Origin of the sequence: Exiguobacterium sp. s166 (genome assembly GCF_018618855.1) — a bacterium.
Lineage (GTDB): Bacteria > Bacillota > Bacilli > Exiguobacteriales > Exiguobacteriaceae > Exiguobacterium_A.
The window spans coordinates 513948-538797 of sequence record NZ_JACSMU010000002.1; the positions used below are offsets into that span (position 1 = coordinate 513948).

Annotated in this window: 24 protein-coding genes; 5 read left to right on the forward strand and 19 right to left on the reverse strand. The window is 46.6% G+C overall.

From position 1 onward, the window contains the following. Window positions 1–28: 28 nt before the first annotated feature. A complete protein-coding gene (locus KNP93_RS07020) occupies window positions 29–190 on the forward strand; it encodes a hypothetical protein (RefSeq protein WP_165871660.1) in 162 nt (53 codons plus the stop codon). A 68-nt stretch (window positions 191–258) separates the two neighbouring features. Here the strand turns inward: KNP93_RS07020 and KNP93_RS07025 are convergent, their stop codons facing one another. Beyond that, entirely contained in the window at window positions 259–1251 is a 993-nt protein-coding gene (locus KNP93_RS07025) for an NADP-dependent oxidoreductase (RefSeq protein ID WP_131973215.1), read from the reverse strand. Window positions 1252–1441: 190 nt separating this feature from the next. Here KNP93_RS07025 and KNP93_RS07030 point away from each other — a divergent pair, with 190 nt between their 5' ends. Beyond that, window positions 1442–2503 (forward strand): PTS sugar transporter subunit IIC, encoded by a 1062-nt coding sequence (locus KNP93_RS07030; protein WP_131973216.1) that lies wholly within the window; start codon window positions 1442–1444, stop codon window positions 2501–2503. A 49-nt stretch (window positions 2504–2552) separates the two neighbouring features. Here KNP93_RS07030 and KNP93_RS07035 read toward each other — a convergent pair whose 3' ends face one another. The 3 genes from KNP93_RS07035 to KNP93_RS07045 all read right to left on the reverse strand — a co-directional run bounded on the left by KNP93_RS07035 (window position 2553) and on the right by KNP93_RS07045 (window position 4355). Next, window positions 2553–3179: an HAD family hydrolase gene (locus KNP93_RS07035; protein WP_131973217.1), complete on the reverse strand. Its 627-nt coding sequence runs from the start codon at window positions 3177–3179 to the stop codon at window positions 2553–2555. 12 nt (window positions 3180–3191) lie between these two features. After that, window positions 3192–3776: a DedA family protein gene (locus KNP93_RS07040; protein ID WP_131973218.1), complete on the reverse strand. Its 585-nt coding sequence runs from the start codon at window positions 3774–3776 to the stop codon at window positions 3192–3194. A gap of 144 nt (window positions 3777–3920) precedes the next feature. Then, window positions 3921–4355, reverse strand: a complete 435-nt coding sequence (locus KNP93_RS07045) for a YkvA family protein (RefSeq protein ID WP_026829007.1) — start codon at window positions 4353–4355, stop codon at window positions 3921–3923. 168 nt (window positions 4356–4523) lie between these two features. Here KNP93_RS07045 and KNP93_RS07050 point away from each other — a divergent pair, with 168 nt between their 5' ends. Both KNP93_RS07050 and KNP93_RS07055 read left to right on the forward strand, forming a co-directional pair. Continuing rightward, a complete protein-coding gene (locus KNP93_RS07050; protein WP_131973219.1) occupies window positions 4524–5273 on the forward strand; it encodes an SDR family NAD(P)-dependent oxidoreductase in 750 nt (249 codons plus the stop codon). A gap of 319 nt (window positions 5274–5592) precedes the next feature. Further along, on the forward strand, window positions 5593–6849 hold the full coding sequence (locus tag KNP93_RS07055) for a murein hydrolase activator EnvC family protein (RefSeq protein ID WP_131973220.1): 1257 nt from the start codon (window positions 5593–5595) through the stop codon (window positions 6847–6849). Window positions 6850–6914: 65 nt separating this feature from the next. Here the strand turns inward: KNP93_RS07055 and KNP93_RS07060 are convergent, their stop codons facing one another. The 15 genes from KNP93_RS07060 to lepA form a co-directional block, all read right to left on the reverse strand. Next, window positions 6915–8564, reverse strand: a complete 1650-nt coding sequence (locus KNP93_RS07060) for a methyl-accepting chemotaxis protein (protein WP_214854110.1) — start codon at window positions 8562–8564, stop codon at window positions 6915–6917. Beyond that, entirely contained in the window at window positions 8561–9538 is a 978-nt protein-coding gene (locus KNP93_RS07065; protein WP_214854113.1) for a BMP family lipoprotein, read from the reverse strand. Before KNP93_RS07065 ends, KNP93_RS07060 begins: the two co-directional genes overlap by 4 nt. Window positions 9539–9694: 156 nt before the next feature. After that, window positions 9695–10360, reverse strand: coding sequence for a deoxyribose-phosphate aldolase (gene deoC / locus KNP93_RS07070; protein ID WP_026829012.1), 666 nt, complete (start codon window positions 10358–10360; stop codon window positions 9695–9697). Window positions 10361–10436: 76 nt separating this feature from the next. Beyond that, the gene (rarD, locus tag KNP93_RS07075; protein ID WP_131503934.1) at window positions 10437–11321 is read right to left on the reverse strand and encodes an EamA family transporter RarD; all 885 of its coding nucleotides are present in this window, start codon (window positions 11319–11321) and stop codon (window positions 10437–10439) included. 22 nt (window positions 11322–11343) lie between these two features. Next, window positions 11344–12219 (reverse strand): EamA family transporter RarD, encoded by an 876-nt coding sequence (gene rarD / locus KNP93_RS07080; RefSeq protein ID WP_214854116.1) that lies wholly within the window; start codon window positions 12217–12219, stop codon window positions 11344–11346. Between the two features lie 58 nt (window positions 12220–12277). Beyond that, window positions 12278–12973 carry a 23S rRNA pseudouridine(2604) synthase RluF gene (gene rluF, locus KNP93_RS07085; RefSeq protein WP_188005226.1) on the reverse strand — a complete coding sequence of 232 codons (696 nt, stop codon included), beginning with the start codon at window positions 12971–12973 and terminating at the stop codon, window positions 12278–12280. 125 nt (window positions 12974–13098) lie between these two features. After that, the gene (gene mtaB / locus KNP93_RS07090; protein ID WP_131973224.1) at window positions 13099–14433 is read right to left on the reverse strand and encodes a tRNA (N(6)-L-threonylcarbamoyladenosine(37)-C(2))-methylthiotransferase MtaB; all 1335 of its coding nucleotides are present in this window, start codon (window positions 14431–14433) and stop codon (window positions 13099–13101) included. Between the two features lie 5 nt (window positions 14434–14438). After that, complete coding sequence (locus tag KNP93_RS07095) at window positions 14439–15185, reverse strand: 16S rRNA (uracil(1498)-N(3))-methyltransferase (protein ID WP_131973225.1); 747 nt, start codon at window positions 15183–15185, stop codon at window positions 14439–14441. 4 nt (window positions 15186–15189) lie between these two features. Beyond that, on the reverse strand, window positions 15190–16137 hold the full coding sequence (gene prmA / locus KNP93_RS07100) for a 50S ribosomal protein L11 methyltransferase (RefSeq protein WP_214854120.1): 948 nt from the start codon (window positions 16135–16137) through the stop codon (window positions 15190–15192). A gap of 24 nt (window positions 16138–16161) precedes the next feature. Beyond that, window positions 16162–17268 carry a molecular chaperone DnaJ gene (dnaJ, locus tag KNP93_RS07105; protein WP_214854123.1) on the reverse strand — a complete coding sequence of 369 codons (1107 nt, stop codon included), beginning with the start codon at window positions 17266–17268 and terminating at the stop codon, window positions 16162–16164. A gap of 133 nt (window positions 17269–17401) precedes the next feature. After that, complete coding sequence (gene dnaK / locus KNP93_RS07110; RefSeq protein ID WP_131503928.1) at window positions 17402–19228, reverse strand: molecular chaperone DnaK; 1827 nt, start codon at window positions 19226–19228, stop codon at window positions 17402–17404. 55 nt (window positions 19229–19283) lie between these two features. Next, a complete protein-coding gene (gene grpE, locus KNP93_RS07115) occupies window positions 19284–19850 on the reverse strand; it encodes a nucleotide exchange factor GrpE (protein WP_131503927.1) in 567 nt (188 codons plus the stop codon). A 24-nt stretch (window positions 19851–19874) separates the two neighbouring features. Beyond that, window positions 19875–20912: a heat-inducible transcriptional repressor HrcA gene (gene hrcA, locus KNP93_RS07120; protein WP_131973227.1), complete on the reverse strand. Its 1038-nt coding sequence runs from the start codon at window positions 20910–20912 to the stop codon at window positions 19875–19877. 317 nt (window positions 20913–21229) lie between these two features. Next, window positions 21230–22378 (reverse strand): radical SAM family heme chaperone HemW, encoded by a 1149-nt coding sequence (gene hemW, locus KNP93_RS07125; RefSeq protein ID WP_214854127.1) that lies wholly within the window; start codon window positions 22376–22378, stop codon window positions 21230–21232. Window positions 22379–22445: 67 nt separating this feature from the next. Further along, window positions 22446–24269, reverse strand: coding sequence for a translation elongation factor 4 (gene lepA / locus KNP93_RS07130; protein ID WP_114596442.1), 1824 nt, complete (start codon window positions 24267–24269; stop codon window positions 22446–22448). Between the two features lie 233 nt (window positions 24270–24502). On the opposite strand from lepA, the gene rpsT reads away from it, so the two are divergent. Beyond that, window positions 24503–24763: a 30S ribosomal protein S20 gene (gene rpsT, locus KNP93_RS07135; protein ID WP_012369681.1), complete on the forward strand. Its 261-nt coding sequence runs from the start codon at window positions 24503–24505 to the stop codon at window positions 24761–24763. The last annotated feature ends 87 nt before the right edge of the window (window positions 24764–24850 follow it).

Consider the following 24850-nt stretch of genomic DNA (forward strand, 5'->3'; position numbering starts at 1 on the left):
TATTGATGATAAGGGAGATGACAGAATCATGACGGATAAAAAACAAGACTTGCCAAACAAAACAGCAGATGTCGGCTTACACCCGGATCCGGAACCCGCGGAAACATCTGATCCCGGTATCAAACCGGCTGAAACACAGCATCCGGATCCAGACTTGGAAGAATTAAAAAAAGATCCCGCTGATCAATAAATAGGATTTTCCATAAAAAAAGGTTTTGCTCTCCCATAAAGGAAAGCAAAACCTTTTTTGACGTCTTCTTATAACTTGACCAACAATTTTCCTGTATTCGAACCATCAAACAGTCCGAGAAACGCATCCGGCACTTGATCAAACCCTTCAAAAATCGTTTCTTCATACTTTAATTCACCGTTATTGACCCATTGTCCCAGCTGTTCCGCTGCCTCTTTAAAACGTTTTCCGTAATCTCCGACTAAGAAACCTTGCATCCGGGCACGGGCGATGATCAGTTTGGATTGCACACGTGGCCCAATATCTTCTTTTTCATTGTAACCGGAAATTGCTCCACAGACCGGGATACGGGCAAATGGATTTAAGCGGTTGAGTACTGCATCACCGATTTCCCCGCCGACATTTTCAAAATAGACATCGACGCCGTCCGGACAGGTCCGATCGAGTGCTTCTCCGATTTGCTCCGTTTTGTAATTGATGACTTCATCAAATCCGAGTTCTTCTTTGAGATACTGAATTTTTTCATCACTTCCCGCAATACCGACGACCCGTGCACCTTTGATTTTAGCAATTTGTCCGACAATCGAGCCGACTGCTCCGGCTGCTGCCGAGACGACAACCGTTTCACCGGGCTGTGGATTCCCGATATCCAGTAATCCGAAATAAGCCGTCATACCAGTCATCCCAAGTACACCAAGTGCCGTTGAGACAGGTGCCAATGATGCATCAATTTTACGGACTTGTTTGGCATCCACGACTAATTTTGTTGCCCAATCAAGCATTCCGACGACGATGTCGCCGACTTCGAGTGTATCCGCTTTTGATTCGATGACACGTGCGACTACGCCTCCTTGAATCGGTGCATCCAGTTCAAATGGCTGAGAGTAAGAGCGGGAATCGTTCATTCGTCCCCGCATGTATGGATCAACTGAGATATAAAGCGTCTCTAACAGGACTTGATCCGTTTGCAACTCATTCAGTTCAATCTTTTCGTACCGGAACGTCTCCCGTGTCGGACGTCCGTCCGGTCTGTTGGCTAATACGATTTGTTGTTCTGACATAACTGTTCCCTCCCCGATTTTTACTCTTTCACTCTAGCAGTCCTATCCTGTGAGTGCGAATACTTTGACTTTATTTTTTCAGAAAATTCCATTTTTACCTTGACGTGCTACAGAGACTTTCGTATGATTAAACACAATTCATCGCTTTTATACTGTTACGCACAAAAGTGATACATAAGGAGTGATTTTTATGAAGACAACTTCGAAACGGTTTGACCGCCAATTCGGAATCCATGTGTTAAACGGTCTTAGTATCGGGATTTTAGTTGCACTTATCCCCGGAGCCTTACTTGGCGAACTCGCCAAAGCCTTGCTTCCGTACTTTTCTCCCGCCCAACATATCATCGACTCTACCGCGCTTGCGATGCGTTTGTTACCGATGGTGATTGGTGTCGCCGTAGCGATGCAGTTTAAGACGTCGCCCATCGAGACTACATCGATTGGTCTCGCGACTGTCGTTGGATCAGGTGTCGCCAGCCGGACCGATACAGCAGGTTACTTATTCGTCGGCACGGGGGATGTCATCAATGCCGGACTAACGGCTGCCATTGCAACGGCTCTCGTTATGTGGATCGGCAATCGGTTTAAAACGTATACTGTCCTCGTCATTCCGACTTTAATTATTGTCGGAGCAGGCGGAATCGGTGTCCTGACCTATCCTTATGTCACAAAAATCACTGCCAGTATCGGTCAGTTGATTACTCATTTTACGGTCCTTCAACCTGTGTTGATGGGCATCACGTTAGCCGTCATCTTCTCTGTCCTGATTGTCTCTCCGTTGTCGACCGTCGGAATCGCAACTGCAATCAGCTTATCCGGTGTTGCCGCCGGTGCTGCCAACTTAGGTGTCTGTGCCGCCGGTTTCGGACTTGCGATTGCCGGTTGGCAAGCCAATTCACGGGGTACTTCTATTGCTCATTTTTTAGGATCTCCTAAAATCCAGATGGCAAATTTCATCCGAAACCCTATCATGATTTTACCTGTCATGTGCAGTGCAGCAGTTCTCGGCGGACTGGCTGGTGTTCTTGGGATTCAAGGAACCCCGTTCAGTGCCGGTTTCGGCATGTCAGGCCTGATCGGACCGATCAATGCGTTACATTTAATGACCGGCGGTTGGACATGGGGCAATATCTCGGTTGTCTTCGGACTCTTCATCATTTTACCGATTCTTCTTTGTCTCTTATTCCACCACTTATTCCGTCGTTTCCGTCCATGGACAAATCATGAACAATACCGGCTCGATTTTGATTGATACAAAAAAGAAGCGACGCTGTCAGCATCGCTTCTTTTTTGTATCTTTATTACACGTATTTCAATACGTCCATCGGTGTCTCTAACTGATAATCAGCCGAATTCCACTCCTGTTCCGTTCCGAAACCGAACCGGCAAATCGCAACGGGCATCTGTTGGATCCGTGCTGCTTCGACATCCGATGAACGGTCTCCCACCATCAAATATTCGACCGCTCCGAATTCATCTCGATGGGCTGCTAGAATATCGGCTTTTTGTTTCCCTTGAACCGACTCCAGACATTTCGGACTTGTGAAATACGAGCGAATGTTTTGACTGTCGAGCACTAGATTCAAATAGTGAACGCCACAATTGCTTGCTGTCGAAACGATGTGTCCATGTTTGGTTAACGTTTCTAACGTCTCACGAATCCCGTCAAACAAAACATCCTGTCCCGCCATCGTCTGTTCTAGATGATGGTGACGTTTTTTTCGAATCGCGCGAATATCTTCTTCTGAAGCATCCGGAATCGCTTTTCTCCAAAAAGCATTCCCTGCCAAACCATAACTGGACTGCACACTCTCTTTTGATGGTTTGACAAGATGCGGCATATCTTCCATCGCCAGATGAATTGCCTCCGTCATTTGATTGGTTGAATCAATCAATGTTCCGTCGATATCAAATAAAATCACTGACATATGAACACTCCTCTATTTTTTTAAAGCGTTTTGTTTTTTCATAAGCGTTTTCTTCCGGAAATAGACATATCCGGCTCCGAATACGAATAACCCGATGAACCAAGGTGTATAGTGATGGAGTTCATGATGCCGTCCCATCATACCATGCCCCAGTTTTTTCCCGCCCCAAATGAAAAAGACTGACCAGGCAAAAAAGGAGATTGTCGTGGCAACTGTGAACGTCCACCGTGAAACACCTGTTAATCCGGCCCCGATGGCAAATCCCATCCGCCACATCGGCGACAACAACAGGATAAAACGGCCGCGTGTGTCCATTTGACGTTGAAACTGATTCATCTTCGTTTCAGAAATCCGAAACCATTTAAATACACGGGCAAGCAGACGGTCACTTCCGAGCCGACCAATCGTAAAAAAGATGTTTTGACTAATCACGAAACTGAGTACTGCGACGATCAACATGATAATGAGATTAAATTGCGTCGTATGTACCAGGTAGCCCGCATAAGCTAACGGTACTTCACTCGGTAAAAATGGAAACATTAACGTCAACATCATTCCGAAATAGCCATACGATTCAATCCACGAATGCCAAGCCATGATTCCCCCCCTTTCACTGGATTTTTCTTCTAACTCCAGTGTAACGAACTTTTGAGGTAGCGTACAGAAATCGTGTTCGGTTTCACGGCTAAAAACCCCGTCGCTGACTCCATGTCAGCGGCAGGGTAGGATCAATCCATCCGATTAATACGCATCTTCACTTTGAAGCGGTTGTGTGCTTGCTTTTTGTTGCTCATCTTGCCAGTCACTAAAACGTGTCAATTCTTCAAACACTGTTTTTGTCACGAACAGAACGATGGCGATATCATCCGCAAAACCAAATCCAAGTACAAAATCAGGGACCAGGTCAATCGGAGAAACGAGATAGATCAAAGCACCGATGACTTTCAAAATCGTCGTCCGGCGAATATTTCGATATTCCCCTGATTGGTAAGAGCGAACCATGTCGACAAATAAGCGGACCGGCGAGAACACAACTGATAAACTTGAGTTTTTATTTATTTTATCAATTGCTCGTTTCAGCATCGAATTCGTTTTTTTAGGTTGATTGATGTACGCTTTAGCTTCATCTGCATATTTTTCTTGTTCTGTTTCGAGCTTTTGATTTGATAAATCCATCAAAAATCCCCCATTCAACATAATAGTAGCGTTAGCTACCTTTTATGTTCCCTAATGCCTATCTGGATAATCCTTTCTTCAAGGATCCAGTATGTTTTAATCGATTCATTTTCGGCTATCTGATTATAGCAGTCTACCCAACTACACATTCCCCAGGAGGAATTTACAATGAATCATATCAATCATACTGTCATCATCACAGGTGCCGCCAATGGCATTGGAGCAACACTTGCCAAGACTTATGCCAAGGAAGGCGCATCAGTCATTCTTGCCGACATTGATCAAATGACGGGTGATGACCTGGCAGCAGAAATCGAAGCCGACGGCGGAACCGCTTATTTTTATCATTTGGATGTTCAAGATGAACAAGACGTCAACCTATTGATTGATAAAGCCATCGAACATACCGGTCGAGTTGATATCCTGATTAACAATGCCGGCATCATGGTTCGTAAACCGTTACTTGAATTATCGATCGATGAATGGGACCGTGTTCAACATACCAATCTGCGGAGCATCTTTTTAACGACAAAAGCCGCCGCCCCTTATCTGAAGAAAAACCCGGCCGGTGGACGGATTGTCAATTTGGCCTCCACCCGTGCCTTTATGTCCGAGCCGGATACGGAATCTTACGCGGCTACTAAAGGCGGGATTGTAGCACTGACGCATGCTTTGGCCGTTTCTTTAGGACCCGACCGGATTTTGGTCAACGCCATTGCTCCCGGATGGATTGAAACCGGAAATTATCATGAACTTTCACCAGAAGATCATAGTCAGCACCCGGCCGGACGAGTCGGAAAACCTGAAGATGTCGCCCGGGCTGCTCTGTTTTTGACGAATCCTGATAACGACTTCCTGACGGGAGAAACATTGGTTCTCGACGGCGGAATGACACGAAAAATGATTTACGAAGAATAAAGCAAAACTAATTTTTATAACCTTTTTGTTGATGCATCAAACGCTTCTTTTTTCACTTCTTGTTAATATTACAAAAACATATCACGCCTTTTTTAAAAGTGAATCCTGGTATTCACTTTTTTTATTTTTTCTTCTTCCTGTTTTGCCAACAGTTTTCTCTTTCTTTTGAAAGAATTCAAAAAATGATTTACAAAAAGGAATGTTACTCCCTGATAATTTCCATATAATATTTTTAATGAAACTGTAACGGAGACTTGACCTATTTCTTGTTAGAGTAGAACAGGTAACATTTTAAAAAATGTATCTGATTAAGGAAGGAATGATTGATTCAACTATGAAATCATCTTTAAAACAAACACTCGGTCTGTCCCTCATGACGATGACATTACTCTTCAGTCCACTTGCCCATCCGGTCGGAGCAGCAAGTTCTTATAAAGAAAAACAGCAGCAAAACCAGCAACAACAGTCAAAGCAAAAGCAGGCACTCTCAAAAAAGACAGCTCAATTGTCAAAAGCCCAGCAAAAAGTCTATGCCCTTGATCAACAAATCAATGGATTGACATTGCAGGTCGTTGAAAATCAACAAAAAATTGATCGCAATCGTAAACAGATCAAACGATTGGAACAAAAAATTGATGCCTTGCGCGAAAAGATCAACAAGCAGGAAAAAATGTTAGGAGACCGGTTAGCAGTCCGCCAGTCGAAAGCAGATGAGGATCCGCTTCTCGAAGCCGTTTTCGGTGCCAAGGATGTCGGCGATATGATCAGCCGGTTTAATGCCTTTAATACGATTGCTGAAAGCGATGCTTCTTTATTAAAAGATTACGAACACAACAAACATCAATTGGCACTTGCTCAAAAAGAATTGAAGCAAACCCGTGTCGATTTGATTGATGATCGCACGCTTCTAAAAAAGAAACAACGTGAATTAACGGCAGAAAAAATCAAACGAACAACGTTGCTGAAACGCTTGAAGACAGAAAAACGTTCCATCGAAACGAACATCTTGAGCCTAAAAGATGCAGCCGCTCAATTGAAGGCACAAGAAGCTGCAGCCCGTTCAGCTGCCCGAGCTGCACGACTAGCAGAAAAACAAGCAGCCGCGCAATCGGCGCAACCTGCTTCTGTTACAAAAGCAAGTACAAAAGTCCTCTCCAAAGCAACTGGAAAGTTCATTAAACCGGCTGCCGGTTCCATTTCACAAGGAATGGGTGCTGCCAGCGGAAGTAACGGCTATGCGTATCATAACGGGATTGATTTTGCAGGTCCACTGAATTCGCCAGTCGTTGCTTCTGCGAGTGGAACTGTCATTTTGGCAAGCTCAGGCGGTCCTTACGGTAACCACGTGTATCTGTCGCACAGCATCGGCGGAAAAACGTACACGACCGTTTATGCGCACATGAATTCCCTGACCGTCAAACAAGGTCAACAGGTGAAACAAGGACAACAAATCGGTAACCTTGGAAGTACCGGAAATTCAACCGGTCCCCACCTTCATTTTGAGATTCATGACGGCGGTTATCAATACAATGCCAATGGCCGGACAAACGAACTGAATCCAAGTGACTTCTTTTAACTGTTGATGCAAAATCCCTCACCGGAATAACTCCGATGAGGGATTTTTTGATGTTTCTTTTTGAGTTACAGTTTGAACTGGCTGGTTTGTTGATCGAGTGAAGTCGTCGTTTGTTCCAGTTCCAGCATCAACTGATGGATTTGTTCAAATGATGCTTGTTGGTCACGCATCGACGCTGCGACCTCTTCGTTCCCCGCAGCCAATTCTTCCATCACGCCACTGACTGAACTGACCTGATTGACCACTTGATTGGCCTGGTCTTTCGATTGAAGCAGCTGCGTTGTCATGAACTGAACAGCTTCCGTTACATCCGTCACATGTCCCCGGGTTTCTTCGAATGCTGCTGTCACCTCTGCAAAGTTTTGAACTTGGTGTGCTTGTTCTTTTTCAGATTGAAGTAACGCTTCCTGCAAAATTGCTCCGTCTGCCCGAATTGAACGAACCAAAGAGAAAATAGAGCGGGTTGCTTGATGTGTTTCATCCGCCAGCTTTTTCACTTCACTCGCAACGACAGCAAACCCGCGTCCCGCCTCTCCTGCCCGTGCTGCTTCGATTGCAGCATTTAACGATAGTAAATTCGTTTGTGCCGAGACACTTGAGACGAGTTGTGCCATCTGTTCGATTTGCTGTGTTTGTTGTAAGAATCCAGCCAACTTGCGACCGAGTTCCTGATTTTGGAGAGTAGCCGTCGTCAGTGATTCCGCTTGTTCCTGCATGATGGTGGCACTTTTCCCCATCGTCGTATCGGCGAGCTGTCCTTGACTCAATGCCTGTTGCGCCCGTTGTTCACTTTGTTCGAACAATGTACTCATATCCGTGATCGTACTGACGGTCGTTTGTAAGTCATCTGAGACGGTTTGCGTACCACTGGCCATTTCATTGATGGCATGTGTCATGTTTCCAGATACTTCAACGATATTGGCATTTTCAGCTGTCGCCTGTTCGCTCATCTGATTAATGGTCGTCGACGTTTGGCTAATCGTTCCAATGACGCCATGCAATGTCCCTTGCATTTGGGCAATTGCTGACTCAAGACGGCCAATTTCATCCGTCCGTCCTGATACCTGGAGTTGTTGTGAGACATCCCCTTGTGAAATCTGTTCCGCTGTTTTAACGACCCGGCTGATTGGACGGGTGATGCTCCGAGCAAAGTACCAATTGTAGAGTGCTAATGCAATCAAAAGGATGAATGTCGCGATTAAAACTGAACGCGTCAGATTCAACGTTTTGTCTTTCGCTTCTTGTTGCAGTACATCGTAAAATTCACCGTTCTTCGTATGTAACGTGTATAAATCGCTTAATACCCCTTCCACCTGAGCTGCATGGGAACGGATCGCGATTGGATTGAGCTCATTTAATAATGTCGTCCGTTTCTCTGCTAAGACCGTATACTTCATTTTGGCACGATTCAAATCGGGTTTAAACCGATCAATCAAATAAGTTTTTTGTAATGAATCAACAGCTTTTTCATTTTTTTTACTTAAGGCAAGTGCCTGTTCTTTTTGGTTTTCTGACGGCTGGCTTGCTAACCGGTTCCAGGCCGCCTGCTCATACAGTAACTTGGTCTCCAGTTCTGAAATCTCGACTAATTGTTTTCCATAATCCTCATTGTAGGACTGGATTTGCCGCAGCTCGAATAATGTCCAACCCATCAGGGCGACGACACTGACAATCGTCACGAGCGTCGAAATTAAAAATCGTTTTCGTAACGTCATTGGACCTTCACCTTGCCTTCCAGTATTTCTTGTTTCAATTGTTCGAGTCGTTGCAGTTCTTTTGCTGTAAAGTTGGCATTACGAATCGGTGCTAATTGAATGCCTCCATCTTTGACCCCTAACACGATTTGACCGGATTGAAGACCCGATGCCTTAACGCTGTCGCCAATTTTCGTAATCGCAAGATCGACCTGTTTTAACATCGACGTCATGACTGCGTCCGGTGCAATTGCCGTTTGATCACTGTCGACACCAATGGCCTTATTTCCTTTTTCTTCTGCCGCTTCCAGAACACCACTTCCGGTAAGCCCTGCCGCCGCATATAAAACATCCGCCTCTTTTTTCATTTGAGCGTTTGCCAGTTCCCGTCCTTTGTCCGGCGCAGCAAAGTCTTCCGCATAATCAACGAGGACACGGATGTCCGGATTAATCGCTGTTGCACCGGCCCGGTAACCTTTTTCAAACTTTTCAATGAGCGGTGATTTCATACCGCCGATGAAACCAATCGTTTCACTGTCGGACTGAATCGCTGCCGCTGCTCCCGCCAGATAACTGCCTTCATCCTCTTTAAATGTGACGGATAATACATTCGGTAGTTCCGACACGGCATCAATCAGTGCAAACTGCTGTTTTGGGTACTGTTTGGCGACTTTCTCCAGGTCTGCCTGTCCCATGAAACCGAGACCGACGACAACGGTCGGCTGTTGTTTGGCTAATGTGGCAAATGCCGCTTCATATGACTTTGTTTCACTTAATTCTCTATAATCAATGAACCAGTCTTCTTTTTCACGCAGTAAGGACATGCCGCTCATCGCTGCATCACTGAACGATTGATCTCCTAATCCGACATCGGATAAAACGACTGCCATTTTTCGACGCTCCTTCACTGCTTGTTGCGGATCATCGATGATACTTCCACAACCTGCCAGACCGATTGTCAATACTAGTACGGACAAACTGAATCGTTTTGACATATTTCCACTTCCCTTCACTGTTCTACAATTGATTATCGGAAAGGTTGTCTGACTTCTTAACCTAAAAATCAAATTCAGAATTATCCCAAAATAAAAAAGCATGTCCTGTTCACAACCAAAGTTGTAGAACAGAACATGCTCGATAATCACTTTAAATTAATAATCACTGTCTGAAGAACCGCCTGTGACGATGGCGATTCCGGCAGAAGCACCGATGCGTGTGGCGCCAGCATCGATCATTGCTTTTGCTCCTTCGAAATCACGAACGCCGCCTGAAGCTTTGACACCAATGTCAGGTCCAACCGTTTCGCGCATAAGACGGATATCTTCCACCGTTGCGCCGCCTGTCGAGAAGCCAGTTGATGTCTTGACGAAATCTGCACCTGCTTTAACGGATAACTCAGCAGCTGTTTTAATTTCTTCTTTTGTTAAAAGACAGTTTTCGAAGATGACTTTGACGAGTGTACCGTTCGCTGCTTCAACAACCGCACGGATGTCGCGTTCAACAAGTGAAAGATCGCCGTCTTTCAATGCGCCGATATTTAAGACCATATCGATTTCTGTTGCACCGTTTTTGATAGCATCTTGCGTTTCGAATGCTTTTACTTCTGGTGTGTTTGCACCAAGTGGGAAGCCGATGACTGTACAGACTTTAACTGCGTCATCTGATTTCAAAAGTTCTGCCGCGAGTGCTACGTTTGTCGGATTGACACAGACACTTGCAAATTTGTATTCGAGTGCTTCCTTACAAAGTGTTTCGATTTGAGCACGTGACGTTTCTGCTTTTAAAGCGGTATGGTCGATCATTCCTGCTAAATTCATGATTCATTTCCTCCTTAAGGATATCCCTTAGACTCTGTTTTCATTCTATCACGCAAGAGGTCAGACTTCTATCTTTTTACGCGACTTTTCGTAACTGTTTTTTCCGAATCAATAAACCATTCAAGGTAAAGACCAGGGCAGCCGACCAAATGAATGTAAACGCAATCAAGTGCGTTCTCGTAAAGGGTTCATCGTACAGGAGAACACCGATGGCAAGCGACAATGTCGGAGCAACAAATTGCAGAAAGCCGACGACCGTAAACGGAATCCGCTGCGCTCCAAATCCGAACAATAATAACGGAACAGCGGTAATGATACCTGTCAAAAAGAGTCCGATCATCACAAAGGGAGACGACGTAAATGTCTCTTGTCCACTGATACCCATGTATCCTAAGAACAGGATGGCAATCGGTAACGGAGCCAGTGTTTCAATCGTCAAACTGACCGTTGACTCAAGCGGCCGTTGTTTTTTGACGACACCGTAAAAACCAAAGCTGAAGGCCAACGCCAGCGAAATCCAAGGAAACTTCCCATAACCGATCGTCAGAATCAAGACGCCGATCGTCGCAAGGAGAATCGCGAGCCATTCAATCCGTGACAGTTTCTCCCGGAAAAAGAACACCCCGAAAACGATGCTGACGATCGGATTGATGTAATACCCAAGCGATGCTTCGACAATAAAATTATGATTGACCGCCCAGATGTAGATGAACCAGTTCATGCTGATGATCAGTCCGTTCAGGAAAAAAAGACGACGGGTGAACGGGTTTTTCAATGCCCCCGTAAACTTCGGCAATGCTTTTTGAAGGGATAATAATAACAGTAAGAAAATAAACGACCAGACGATTCGGTGGGCTAATATCTCTTCACTCGAGACGGTCGCAAGTAATTTCCAGTAAATCGGCAACAAACCCCAAATGATATAGGCGGATAATGTTGCGATAAAACCTGATTTATTCATGAATAATTTCCTCTTTTCTCAATCACGATACTTTTTTCATTTTCATTCGTCCGCTTGATATCCCACTGATTGTAAAGACAGCGACGGCCAGCCAAATGAACAGGAACGCGATGAAGTGAATCGGTGTAAAGACGTCATTGAATAAAAAGACTCCGAGAATCAAGGTCAAGGTCGGAGCGATATATTGTAAAATCCCGACATAGACGAACGGGATTTTCGGCATTCCGTATCCAAACAACATCAATTGAATCGCCGTTGCCACTCCTAACATGACGATCGCGAACAAAGCTTCCGTCGGCAAGGCGAGCGGATTCGCTCCCGTTAAACCAAGCGTCAATACGGCAAACGGTAGCGTCACGAGTGTTTCAAGAAATAGACCGGATAACGGTTCTGCCGCTGCCTTCTTTTTCAGAACACCGTAAAAGGCAAATGAGATGGCGAGTGAAAACGCAATGATCGGAAACTTTCCGTACCCGAACGTTAGAATCAGGACACCCGTGACAGCACTGACAATCGCTAGTAACTGGGCCCGGTTCAGACGTTCACCGAAAAATAATAAGCCGAACAAGACACTGACGAGTGGATTAATATAATAGCCGAGTGACGACTCGACGAGATACCCTTCGCCGATTGCGTATAAATACAAGGTCCAGTTTCCCCCAAGGACGAGTCCTGCCGCTAAAACGGTATTCCGTTGACGTTTGCTTCGCCAAAGTTGCTTGACGTGCTTAAACTTCCCTGTCAGTCGCAGTAACAACGTGACAAAGATAAAAGCACTGATGATGCGAATCGAGACGACCGTCCAGGCCGGTATTTGATCCGCAAACAGTTTGTAGATCGGTAACAATCCTCCAATCACATAGGCGACGAACGTCGCACTCATTCCCCGTTTATCCACGATGAACCCCCTTCAATGTATACAAGTAAAGCCGCCATCATCATGGCGACTTTTCAGCTTATTGTTGATCGAGAATCTGGAACAATGTCTTCATTTCCGACTCCGTCAAATCACGCCATTCCCCGATTGGTAAATCACCGAGTTCGACGTTCATGATTCGGACGCGCTGCAGGCGTTTGACACGATAACCGAACTCTTTACACATACGGCGAATTTGTCGGTTCAATCCTTGTGTCAAAACGATTCGGAACGTCCGCGACTCGAGCTGTTCGACGACACATTCCTTCGTCGTCGTTCCCAGAATCTCGACGCCGCTTGCCATTCCTTCGATAAATGTTTCCGTAATCGGTGCATCGACCGTCACGATATACTCTTTATCGTGATTGTTTTCTGCCCGTAAAATCCGGTTGACGATATCTCCGTCATTCGTCAGGATAATCAATCCGTCCGAGTCTTTATCGAGTCGTCCGATCGGGAAAATCCGTTTCGGATGATTGACGAAATCAATGATATTACCTTCAATGTCACGTTCCGTCGTACATGTGATGCCGACCGGTTTGTTTAAAATCAAATACTCGAGTTCCGGCTTTGCTTGAAGCGGATGTCCGTCAATTTCGACGGCGTCCGTTTTTTCGACCTGCGAGCCGAGCTCAGCTACATTTCCATTAATTGTCACACGTCCGGCATCGATGAGCTTATCTGCTGCCCGGCGGGAACAAAATCCTGTTTCACTAATAAATTTATTGATTCGCATAAGTGGATGTCCTCTTTCTCTTTTGTAATCTTTACTCAGTGTAGCGTATCCGTTACCTGAAAACAAAATAATTTATTGGCAGGAAAACAAAATTCGCCTTCCTGTAATCAGAAGGCGAATTCCTTTTAGATGGCTTGCTCTTTTAACGTCTCCATGACGCGAACGAATTGCCCATCGTTCATCGGGTAACCTGCTTTTATGATTTTGACGCGAACGAGTTGACCAATCAATGATTCGTCTCCTTCGATGGCGACACGTAAGTAATTATCCGTATAACCGACGAGACGGCCACCTGCTTCTTCCGAAAATTCTTCCGGAATGATTTCAAGCAGTTCTCCTTCATACTTCGATGCATATTCTTTTGCCAGCTGATCCGACAAGGCAATCAAGCGGGCGACACGTTGTTCTTTGATGTGCTCCTCGACCTGATCATCCATCATCGCAGCCGGTGTCCCCGTACGTTTTGAATACGGGAAAACATGCAATTCACTGAACTTATGGTCGTTGATGAAGTTAAACGTCTCCATGAACTCATCTTCCGTCTCTCCCGGGAAACCGACGATAACATCTGATGTAATTGCACAATCCGGCAAGACTTCTTTTAAGCGGGTAATCCGTTCACCGAACTCCGACATCGTGTATTTCCGGCGCATCCGGCGTAACACGGTATCCGATGCCGATTGAATCGGAACATGGAGATGGCGGACGACGATCGGTGACTCTTTGAGGACGTCTAATACTTCATCCGTGATTTGGCTCGCTTCAATCGACGAAATCCGAAGCCGTTCGAGACCTGTCACGGATTCCAAAGCTTTTAACAATTTCGCCAAGTTGTAGTCTTTGAGATCTTCCCCGTAACCGCCTGTATGAATGCCGGTCAGGACAATTTCTTTGTATCCTGCGTCGACAAGCTGTTGCGCCTGCTTCAGGACATCTTCCGGTTGACGCGAACGCATCAGACCGCGTGCCCAGGGAATGATACAGAACGTGCAGAAGTTGTTGCATCCTTCTTGAATCTTCAAGGAAGCCCGTGTCCGGTCGGTAAAAGCCGGCACGTCGAGTTCTTCGTAGATTTTAGCTTTCATGATGTTACCGACGGCATTGATCGGCATCCGTTCTTCCCGGAACTGTTCGATATAACCAATCATCTTATGACGGTCCTGTGTTCCGACGACGACATCGACTCCTGGAATCGCCATGATTTCAGCCGGTGACGTCTGCGCATAACACCCGGTGACACAGATGACGCTGTCCGGATTTTGACGGATGGCCCGTCGAATGACTTGCCGGCTCTTTTTATCACCCGTATTCGTTACTGTACATGTATTGACGACGTAGACGTCGGCATGATCTGCAAAGTCGACACGTCCATATCCCGCATCCTTGAACAGTTGCCAGACGGCTTCTGTCTCGTAATGATTGACTTTACAACCAAGCGTTTGAAAGGCTACCGTTGCCATTTCACTCACCCTTTCAATTCAAAATGATACGATACGGCGGACAGGACATAGAGTGGTGCCGTTTCCGTCCGTAAAATCCGTCGTCCGAGGGATGCCGGCACGAAACCGCCAGCGGTTAAACGCGATACTTCTGTTTCCGTCAGTCCACCTTCCGGACCAATCACAACCAATAAGGAGTCCCCGGACTGAAGCCGGGACAGCGTAGAAGCGAAAGCTGCCGTCTCCCCTTCTTTCGCCGATTCTTCATAAGCGATCAAACACGCCGTATAATCAGCAGCACGTTGTAGGACTTCATCATACGTCACATACTCAATCGTCGGCAAGTGTGCCCGGTAGGATTGTTCCGCTGCTTCTTTACTGATTTTTTGTAGGCGTTCCAGCTTTTTCGGGATTTTTTTCGCATCCCATTTCGAGACCGAACGGGCCGATTCGAACACAAGCAGACGGCTGATCCCAAGCTCCGTCGCTTTTTGGGCAACGAGTTCGACTTTATCCCCTTTTGGTAAGGCATAAGCAATCGTCACGTGAATTGGAAGTTCCGTCTCAATCGGCAATTCTTCAAGCATTTCTGCGACGGCAGTTTGCTTATCAAGTTGCTCGAGTCGGCAACGGAACAGTCCTGTGCCGTCTAACACTAAAATCTCATCCCCGACATCCATCCGCATGACATTTTTCATATGATGCGCGTCGTCTTTGGGCAGTGTAAAGGTATTTCCCGCACGTGCGGTCTGTTCGACGAAATATCGTTGCATCGGCTTAAGCCTCACGTTTCGCGATAATGGCGACCCAGTCCTCAAGCTTCGTCGTCTCGACGATGGTAAATCCGGCGGCTACCATCGCGTCACGCACCATGTCTTTTTTCTGACCGATGATTCCGGAAGCGATGAAGTGACCTCCCGGCAAAGTCAGTTCATAAGCATCGTTGACGAACAGCAAGATGACTTCGGCTAAGATGTTCGCGACGATCAACTCAACCGGTTCTTTAAGTTCTTTCATTAAATCGCCTTGGCGGACCGTCACTTGCTGACTGACCTGGTTCAATGCCACATTGTCCGTCGCGGAACGAACAGCGACTTCATCCAAATCAAGGGCAAAGACGTCTTTTGCTCCGAGTTTAGCTGCTGCAATCGCAAGCACACCGGAACCGGTTCCGACATCGACGACACGATCATTTTCTTGAAGATAGTTTTCGATTGCCTGGATACAGAGAACTGTCGTCGGATGTGTTCCGGTTCCGAATGCCATCCCGGGATCGAGTTCGATGATTTTTTCATCGGGTTGCGGTGTGTAGTATTCCCACATCGGTACAACCGTTAAATGACGGCTGATTTTAACCGGCTTATAAAACTGCTTCCACGAATGGGCCCAGTCTTCCTCATCGACTTGTGTCAGCGTGACAGTTCCTGCACCAATCGTCAGACCGAATTTCGTCAGCATCTGAATGTCGCGTTCGATTCCTTTGATCGTATCCGTCAAATCACTGCTTTCCGCAAGATACGCTTTGACGAGTACACCGCTGTCCGGATATTCATCGCGCTTCTTCTCATCCCAAATCTCACCGAAGTTATCTTCACGGTGTGACATCATCTCGAAATCTTCGACGTCCTCGATGACGACACCGCTTGCTCCTGCTTCATGTAAGATGTTCGAGACTGCTTCGATTGCTTCTTGTGTCGTATGGACACAGACTTCCGACCATTTCATTTCCTGTCACGCTCCTTTAGTGAATCACCCTGTAAAGAATGTTTTGATGCGGCTGAATACGCCTTCGTGTTGTTCTTCGACACCTTTTTCATCACTGATTTCGTTGAACTCACGAAGCAGTTCTTTTTGACGGTCTGTCAGGTTTTTTGGTGTAATGATGACGACATTGACATACTGATCCCCGTGATGGCCTGAGCGGACGTTTGGCATCCCTTTGCCGCGCAGACGGAACCGTGACCCGGTTTGTGTGCCGGCTGGAATTTTCAAGCTGACTTTTCCGTGAACAGTCGGTACTTCGATTTCATCTCCTAGCGTCGCTTGGACGAACGTGAGCGGCATATCCATGACGATATGATCATCCACACGCTCAAATAATTCATGTTCCCGGACACGGACGACGACATACAAATCACCGAATGGTCCGCCGTTCACACCGGCTTCCCCTTTACCTGCCAGACGAATCTGTTGACCGTTGTCGATCCCGGCTGGAATCTTGACGCGGACATCTTTATTTTTACGGACACGACCGGCTCCGCGGCATGTTTCACACGGTTCTTTGACGATTTGTCCACGACCCTGGCATGTCGAACACGTCGTTTGATTGACGACACGTCCGAACATCGTATTTTGCTCGACGTTGATGTGTCCCGATCCACCACAACGTTTACACGTTTCCGGATGCGTTCCCGGCTTAGCACCCGAACCGTGACACGTTCCGCAGTCTTCTTCGACTGGAATCGTAATGACTTTCTCGACTCCGGAAAAAGCTTCCATGAAGTCGATTTCTTCGACATACTGTAAATCCTGTCCTTTACGTGGGGCATTCGGATCCTGACGACGTCCGCCGCCGAAGAACATATCAAAGATGTCGCCGAAACCTTCCGCTCCGCCGAAGCCACCGCCGCCTTGCGATGGATCCTGGTGACCAAACTGGTCGTAACGGGCACGTTGATTGTCGTCTGACAAGACTTCATAGGCTTCCGATAATTCTTTGAACTTTTGATCGGCATCTGCCTCTTTATTGACATCCGGATGGTAGGTCCGGGCAAGTTTCCGGTAAGCTCGTTTGATTTCTGCTGCTGAGGCATCGCGCGCGACGCCCAACACTTCATAATAATCGCGTTTTTCCACGTGCATTCTTCCTCTCTTTAGGTCCGATTCATTTCATACTGTTTGATTTTACCGAACTTCAGGCGACATGGAAAGAGCCAAAGCGCGGATTACGCTTTGGCTCTCTCTAGCGCCCGAAAAATCGGTCGGTTACTTATTTGTTGTCTTTGTCGTCGACTTCTTCAAATTCAGCGTCCATGACATTGTCGTCTTGTCCGCCTGCTTGCGCACCTTCAGCGCCCGCTTGTTGTTGAGCCATGTTTTCGTAAACTTTTTGCGTCAATTCTTGAACGACTGTTGATAATTCGTCTTTCGCAGCACGAATTGCTTCGATGTCTGTTCCTGCGAGGGCAGCTGTAACTTTTTCTTTTGCTGCTTCCGCTTTTTCTTTATCTGCTGCGTCAATTTGCTCACCGAGATCTTTGACTGCTTTATCTGTTGCGAAGACGAGTTGATCCGCTTCGTTGCGAAGTTCCACTTCTTCTTTACGTTTGTTATCCGCATCTGCGTTCGCTTCCGCATCTTTGACCATTTGGTCGATGTCCGCTTCAGTCAAGCCGCTTGATGATTGGATTGTGATTGACTGTTCTTTGTTCGTACCAAGATCTTTCGCTGATACGTTGACGATTCCGTTTGCATCGATATCGAATTTAACTTCGATTTGCGGCACACCGCGTTGTGCTGGCGGAATGTCTGTCAATTGGAAACGACCAAGCGTTTTGTTATCTGACGCCATCGGACGTTCCCCTTGAAGAACATGGATGTCAACGGCTGGCTGGTTATCAGCAGCTGTTGAGAAGACTTGTGATTTTGAAGTCGGGATCGTCGTGTTACGGTCGATCAGCTTCGTCATCACGCTACCCATTGTTTCGATCCCGAGCGAGAGTGGTGTAACGTCGAGAAGGACAACGTCTTTGACATCCCCTGTTAATACGCCACCTTGGACTGCTGCTCCGAGGGCAACGACTTCATCCGGGTTAACCCCTTTGAACGATTCTTTGCCTGTGAAATCTTGAACTGCTTTTTGAACTGCAGGAATACGAGTCGATCCACCAACGAGGATGATTTTATCGATTTTGTCCGGTGTCATGCCAGCATCGCTGAGAGCACGACGAGTTGGTGCCATCGTCCGTTCTACGAGATCAGCTGTCAAATCGTCGAACTTCGCACGTGACAATGTCATTTCAAGGTGAAGCGGACCTGCTGCGCCGGCCGTGATGAACGGAAGACTGATTTGTGTGGAAGAGACGCCTGAGAGGTCTTTCTTCGCTTTTTCAGCAGCGTCTTTCAAACGTTGAAGCGCCATTTTATCTTGTGCAAGATCAATGCCGTTGTCTTTTTTGAATTCTGCGACTAGATGATCGATGATTTTTTGGTCAAAGTCATCGCCACCAAGACGGCTGTCACCGGCAGTTGAAACAACTTCGAAGACACCGTCTCCAAGTTCAAGGATCGAAACGTCGAATGTACCGCCACCTAAGTCATAGATAAGGATTGTGTGGTCTTCGCCTTTTTCAAGACCGTAAGCAAGTGCTGCTGCCGTCGGCTCGTTGATGATCCGTTTGACGTCAAGACCAGCGATTGTTCCTGCATCTTTTGTTGCTTGGCGTTCTGCATCGTTGAAGTAAGCCGGAACCGTGATGACCGCTTCCGTTACTTTTTCACCGAGGTAGTCTTCCGCTTGTGCTTTGAGTTTTTGAAGAATGATGGCAGATACTTCTTGTGGTGTGTAGTCTTTGCCTTCTACTTCAACTTTATAGTCTGTACCCATATGACGTTTGATCGACATGATTGTGTTCGGGTTTGTGATGGCTTGACGTTTTGCGACTTCCCCGACTTGACGCTCACCGTTTTTGAAAGCAACGACAGATGGCGTCGTACGGTTTCCTTCAGCGTTTGCGATAACGACAGGCTCTCCGCCTTCCATTACTGCGACACATGAGTTTGTTGTTCCTAAGTCAATACCAATGATTTTTGCCATGATAAATTCCTCACCTTCAAATAGTTAGTAGTGTTAAATCAGATCGAAACGTAGATTATTCTGCGACTTTGACCATACTTGGACGAATGACACGATCGTGTAATTTGTATCCTTTTTGGAATTCCGCTGTGACGACACCTGATTCGTGTTCTTCACTCGGCTCCTGAACGACTGCCTGATGCAGGTTCGGATCAAAGGCTTCCCCGACTGCTGGAATCTCGATGACACCTTCATTTTGAAGTGTTTCCACCAATTGGCGTTTGACCATCTCGACACCGGCAAGGACAGATTTTGTCTCTTCGTTGTCCGATTCGATTTGAAGCGCACGGTCAAGATTATCGACTAATGGGAGCAACTTCTCGACGATTGTCTGCGAAGAATATTTCGCACGGTTTTCGGCTTCAATCCGGTTCCGGCGTTTGAAGTTGTCAAAATCCGCACGGAGGCGTAATTCTGATGCTTTCGCTTCTGCGAGTTGTGCCTCAAAGTCAGGTGCCGCCGGCTCTTCGACGAGATCCGCCTGGACGACTTCTTCTTCTGTTACTTCAACTGTTTCTGCTTCTGTTTGTTGCTCGTTTGTTTCTTCAGTATTGAGGTTTTGATTCTGTTTATTTTCTTCCACTCTGAATCGAGCCCCTTTCTATATTCAATCCAAGTTGTTTTTACGCAACTCGGTTTGGAATGCTTGTAAAAGATGAATGATCGAATTGATGCCTCGATTATAATCCATCCGTTTTGGACCAATCAGAGCCAATGTTCCGAGCGAAACGCCGTCAACGGAATAATGGGCACGAATCACACTGCAGTCTTTTAAGGCATCGACGTTATTTTCGCTGCCGATCGTAATCAAAATCTGATTATCGAGACTCGGACTCAAGAAATCGAACAAAGCTTCCTGTTGTTCAATCAATTCGAGGACCGGACGCAGTTTCGCGACATCCTGAAACTCAGGTTGATCAAACATGTTCGCTTTCCCCCCGAGATAAATCAAAGGGCGTTCCTCATGCTGATCCGTCAAGACGATATCGAGTGCTTTTGACAGCAGCGTCGTCTGCTCCGAATGTTCGGAACGGAACCGTCTGATTTCTTCAAGCAGACGGAGACGCAACTGACTGAGCGGCGTTCCGCGTAACGTCTGGTTCAACCGTTCCATCAAGCGACCGGCCGCCTCACGTGAGAGAGCTTCCGCGAGCTGAAGTGTCTTATGTTCGACGTGACCGGTTTCTGTCACAAGAACGATGACGACACGTCCTTCCGCCAAGGGAATCAGCTCTAAATGATGGAGACGTTGTCCTTCTTCTTTTGGACCTAATACAAGCGTCGTATAATGTGTCAATTCGCTCAGCAAGTCCGCTGTATGACGGATTAACCGATCATTTTCATTCACGGAATGGGCAAATAACGATTTTAACGCTTTCGCCTCTTGCGGTGAGATGCTTTCCGGACGAATCAGATGATCGACGTAAAATCGATATCCGAGCTCGGATGGAATTCGGCCGGCAGAAGTATGCGGCTTTTCAATCAATCCCATTTCTTCGAGGTCCGCCATCTCATTTCGAATGGTCGCGGAACTGAACGTCACGTCACTCCGTTTTGAGAGCGTCCGTGAGCCGACGGGTTGAGCGGTTTTGATATAATCATCGACGATTGCACGTAAAATCAACAATTGGCGATCCGTCAGCACCTTCTTCACCACCTTATTTTGTTAGCACTCACTTTTAACGAGTGCTAATTACATCTTTACTATAAGGAATCCTGGAAATGATGTCAACCAATTTGCTGAACCCTTTGAAGACTTTCCCATTCTGCGATACAGTGAAACAAACGACGCAAAGGATGAGGTCTATGCTCGAACTGTTTGCCATGGCCGGTGTATTCGTTTGGGTGTTCATCGCGATCATCGGAACGACCGCCTATTTTTTACGAAAACCGAAAAAATAAAACGGCGTCGACATACTTTCGTATGGACGCCGTTTTCATTCGTACGGTCTTACTATTCTCTTACCCTTCGACTTCCGCTTCCCCGATGAACTCGGCAAACACTTCGTTAGCGAGCGGTACACCCGCGTCCGTTAAACAAAGATGGGTCGTTGTCCGCTCGACGAGTCCGCGTGGTAACAGTCTCGCGATCGTCTGTCCAAACACTTGATCAAGCGAATGCCCGTATTTTTCTTCGAAGTGTCGTTCCGACACCCCTTCTTTCATCCGTAATCCGAGGAACATCTCTTCTTCCATCCGTTCGACTTCCGTCAACGGCGTCTCATTTCGGACCGGTAAACCCTCTGCTTTGATATAGTGCGGAATCGGTGCAATGTTCGCACGCCGTGTCTTGTTGATGTAACTGTGTGAACCGGCACCAAATCCGTAATATTCGTCGTTTTCCCAGTAGACCCGGTTATGCCGGCTTTCCCGACCCGGTAAGGAAAAGTTTGAAATCTCATATTGATGCAATCCACCGGCTTCAATCGTTTCAATCATTAAGCGGTACATATCCGCTTCTAAATCCTGTGTCGGTAACGGCAACTTCCCTTTTCGTTCCTGAATCGCAAAAACCGTATGCGGCTCAAGAATCAACGAATACGACGAGATATGGGTAATCGGTAAACGTAACGCCCGTTCGACATCGTATTTGACTTGGTCGAGCGTTTGATTCGGCAGACCAAACATCAAGTCAACCGAAATGTTGTCAAACCGTTTTGCGGCATGTTCGAGCGTCTCGGCAACTTTGGCTTCCCGGTGCGTCCGGCCGATGCGCTCGAGTAATCCGTCATCAAACGACTGGACCCCAAAGCTGACCCGGTTGACGCCGCCCGCTTTCATGATGTCGAGTTTTTCCGGTGAGACACCGTCCGGATTCGATTCGACCGTATATTCAAGAGCGTCATCCGTCAGCGGCAGGAGATGCTTCGCGATGATATCCATCAGACGTTGCATCTGATCTTCGTTTAAGGCGGTCGGTGTTCCTCCGCCGATAAAGATCGTTTCGAGCCGATCAGTCGGGTACTGTTGTAACGTAAGCTCGATTTCCCGTTCCAACGCATCGAGATACTCGTCGACCGGCTGATTTTTTAAAAAGACTTTATTAAAGTCACAGTAATAACAAATATGCTCACAAAACGGAATGTGGACATATGCGGCGCGTGGAGTCATTTCGCCTCATCCTTTCTTCACTTAAACAGAAAAAGGGTGCGCCAGAAACGCCCCCTTTGTGTCTTCCTTAATCTTCATCCATCGACAGAACCGACATGAAGGCTTCTTGCGGTACCTCTACCGAGCCTACCATCTTCATGCGTTTCTTACCTTCTTTTTGCTTCTCGAGCAATTTACGTTTACGCGAGATGTCTCCGCCATAACACTTGGCGAGAACGTTTTTCCGTAACGCTTTGATTGTCGAACGGGCGACAATCTTCGTTCCGACGGCCGCTTGAATTGGTACTTCGAACTGCATCCGCGGAATGAGTGCTTTTAATTTATCAACGATGACTTTCCCACGTTCGTACGCAAAATCACGGTGAACGATGAAACTCAAGGCATCGACGTTTTCATTGTTGAGTAAGATATCCATCTTAACAAGACGCGATTGCTGATAGCCGATCAATTCATAATCCAGCGACGCATATCCTTTTGTGCTTGATTTCAACTGATCAAAGAAATCATAGACGATTTCCGATAACGGGAGTTCATACGTGATTTTAACACGTGCCGTATCGATGTATTCCATATCAATGAACGTTCCGCGTTTCTTTTGACAGAGCTCCATGATAGCACCGACATAGTCGTTTGGTGTCATAACGGCTGCTTTAACGTATGGCTCTTCGATGAACTCGACTTTTTGTTGTTCCGGCATCTTCGACGGGTTATCGACATGGAGTACTTCTCCGGCCGTCGTCGTCACATGATAGATAACCGATGGAGCCGTCGTGATCATATCGATGTTGAATTCGCGTTCGATCCGTTCCTGAATGATTTCCATGTGAAGCATACCAAGGAATCCGCAACGGAAACCGAATCCGAGCGCCTGTGATGTTTCCGGCTCGAATTCAAGTGCTGCGTCACTCAATTGAAGACGTTCGAGCGCTTCACGCAAATCATTATAGCGTGCTGCGTCAATCGGATACAGACCACAGTATACCATCGGGTTCATCTTCCGGTATCCCGGTAAAGCTTCTGTCGCCGGTTGTTTCGCCAAGGTAATCGTATCCCCGACGCGAACATCACCAACTGTTTTAATCGAAGCCGATAACGTACCGACATCTCCTACCGTCAATTCTTTTTGACGGAGCGGTTTCGGTGTCGAGACCGCGAGTTCCAAGACCTCAAAGTCTTTTCCGGTCGACATCATCCGAATCTTGTCACCGACTTTCACCGTCCCGTTGACGACACGAATCGACGCGACGACACCACGGTAGGCATCGTAATATGAATCGAAAATCAACGCTTCGAGCGGTGCTTCCGGGTCACCCGTCGGTGCCGGAACTTTCGCAACGATTTGTTCGAGGATCTCTTCAATCCCGATACCGGCTTTCGCGGATGTCGGAACCGCTTCAGAAGCATCCAGTCCAATTACGTCTTCAATCTCTTGACGAACACGTTCGACGTCTGCTGAAGGCAAATCAATCTTATTGATGATCGGCAAGATTTCCAAGTCGTTATCCAGTGCCAAATACACGTTAGCCAGTGTTTGTGCTTCGATGCCTTGCGCCGCATCAACGACGAGGACAGCTCCTTCACAAGCTGCGAGGGAACGGGAAACTTCGTATGTGAAGTCGACGTGTCCCGGTGTATCAATCAGATGGAGGATATATTCCTCACCATCTTTTGCCGTATACTTCAATTGAACAGCATTCAACTTAATGGTAATCCCACGTTCACGTTCCAAATCCATCGCATCCAGTGTCTGATCTTTCATCTCACGTGATGTCAAAGCACCTGTTTTTTCTAAAATACGGTCAGCAAGTGTCGATTTCCCGTGGTCGATATGAGCGATGATAGAGAAATTACGAATACTTTTTTGCCGCTTTAAACGATCTGCATTATTCATGTTTATAGTCACCTTACCTTATAGTCAAACGTACATACGCTTCATTATACCAAAAATCACACGGGGTGCACCATCTCGTTTTGTTTTCCAAAAAAACAAAAATCGAAAGAAACCCTAGAGCTGTTATTGCTTTTAAGAAAAACGTTTGCTACAATTGTGTTTGTTCTGTTGAACGATAAATGCAGATATGCGAATATAAATCTCGAATGAGTTTTCTTGGAGGTGAATCATCCATGGCTAACATTAAATCAGCAATCAAGCGTGTTAAAACAGCTGAAAAACGCCGCGTCGCTAACGTACAACGTAAATCGTCTATGCGTTCAGCTATCAAAGCAGTCGAAACTTTCGCTACTGAAGGCAACAAAGAGCAAGCGCTCGTAGCTTTCAACACAGCATCTAAGAAAATCGACAAAGCTGCTGCTAAAGGTCTTATCCACAGCAACAAAGCTGGTCGTGACAAATCACGTCTCGCTCGTCTCGTAAACGCACTTTAATTCTTCTTTGAAGGATACAGTGATCGATCACCTCTCGGAGCCCGCTCCGGTGGTGATTTTTTTGTATCTAAAAGAGGCTGACTTTTG

Bases quoted from the DNA above. Each gene is read 5' to 3' on its own strand.
- KNP93_RS07020 (WP_165871660.1), top strand. From the start codon at position 29: ATGACGGATAAAAAACAAGACTTGCCAAACAAAACAGCAGATGTCGGC.
- KNP93_RS07025 (WP_131973215.1), bottom strand. From the start codon at position 1,251: ATGTCAGAACAACAAATCGTATTAGCCAACAGACCGGACGGACGTCCG.
- KNP93_RS07030 (WP_131973216.1), top strand. From the start codon at position 1,442: ATGAAGACAACTTCGAAACGGTTTGACCGCCAATTCGGAATCCATGTG.
- KNP93_RS07035 (WP_131973217.1), bottom strand. From the start codon at position 3,179: ATGTCAGTGATTTTATTTGATATCGACGGAACATTGATTGATTCAACC.
- KNP93_RS07040 (WP_131973218.1), bottom strand. From the start codon at position 3,776: ATGGCTTGGCATTCGTGGATTGAATCGTATGGCTATTTCGGAATGATG.
- KNP93_RS07045 (WP_026829007.1), bottom strand. From the start codon at position 4,355: ATGGATTTATCAAATCAAAAGCTCGAAACAGAACAAGAAAAATATGCA.
- KNP93_RS07050 (WP_131973219.1), top strand. From the start codon at position 4,524: ATGAATCATATCAATCATACTGTCATCATCACAGGTGCCGCCAATGGC.
- KNP93_RS07055 (WP_131973220.1), top strand. From the start codon at position 5,593: ATGATTGATTCAACTATGAAATCATCTTTAAAACAAACACTCGGTCTG.
- KNP93_RS07060 (WP_214854110.1), bottom strand. From the start codon at position 8,564: ATGACGTTACGAAAACGATTTTTAATTTCGACGCTCGTGACGATTGTC.
- KNP93_RS07065 (WP_214854113.1), bottom strand. From the start codon at position 9,538: ATGTCAAAACGATTCAGTTTGTCCGTACTAGTATTGACAATCGGTCTG.
- deoC (WP_026829012.1), bottom strand. From the start codon at position 10,360: ATGAATTTAGCAGGAATGATCGACCATACCGCTTTAAAAGCAGAAACG.
- rarD (WP_131503934.1), bottom strand. From the start codon at position 11,321: ATGAATAAATCAGGTTTTATCGCAACATTATCCGCCTATATCATTTGG.
- rluF (WP_188005226.1), bottom strand. From the start codon at position 12,973: ATGCGAATCAATAAATTTATTAGTGAAACAGGATTTTGTTCCCGCCGG.
- mtaB (WP_131973224.1), bottom strand. From the start codon at position 14,433: ATGGCAACGGTAGCCTTTCAAACGCTTGGTTGTAAAGTCAATCATTAC.
- KNP93_RS07095 (WP_131973225.1), bottom strand. From the start codon at position 15,185: ATGCAACGATATTTCGTCGAACAGACCGCACGTGCGGGAAATACCTTT.
- prmA (WP_214854120.1), bottom strand. From the start codon at position 16,137: ATGAAATGGTCGGAAGTCTGTGTCCATACGACACAAGAAGCAATCGAA.
- dnaK (WP_131503928.1), bottom strand. From the start codon at position 19,228: ATGGCAAAAATCATTGGTATTGACTTAGGAACAACAAACTCATGTGTC.
- hemW (WP_214854127.1), bottom strand. From the start codon at position 22,378: ATGACTCCACGCGCCGCATATGTCCACATTCCGTTTTGTGAGCATATT.
- lepA (WP_114596442.1), bottom strand. From the start codon at position 24,269: ATGAATAATGCAGATCGTTTAAAGCGGCAAAAAAGTATTCGTAATTTC.
- rpsT (WP_012369681.1), top strand. From the start codon at position 24,503: ATGGCTAACATTAAATCAGCAATCAAGCGTGTTAAAACAGCTGAAAAA.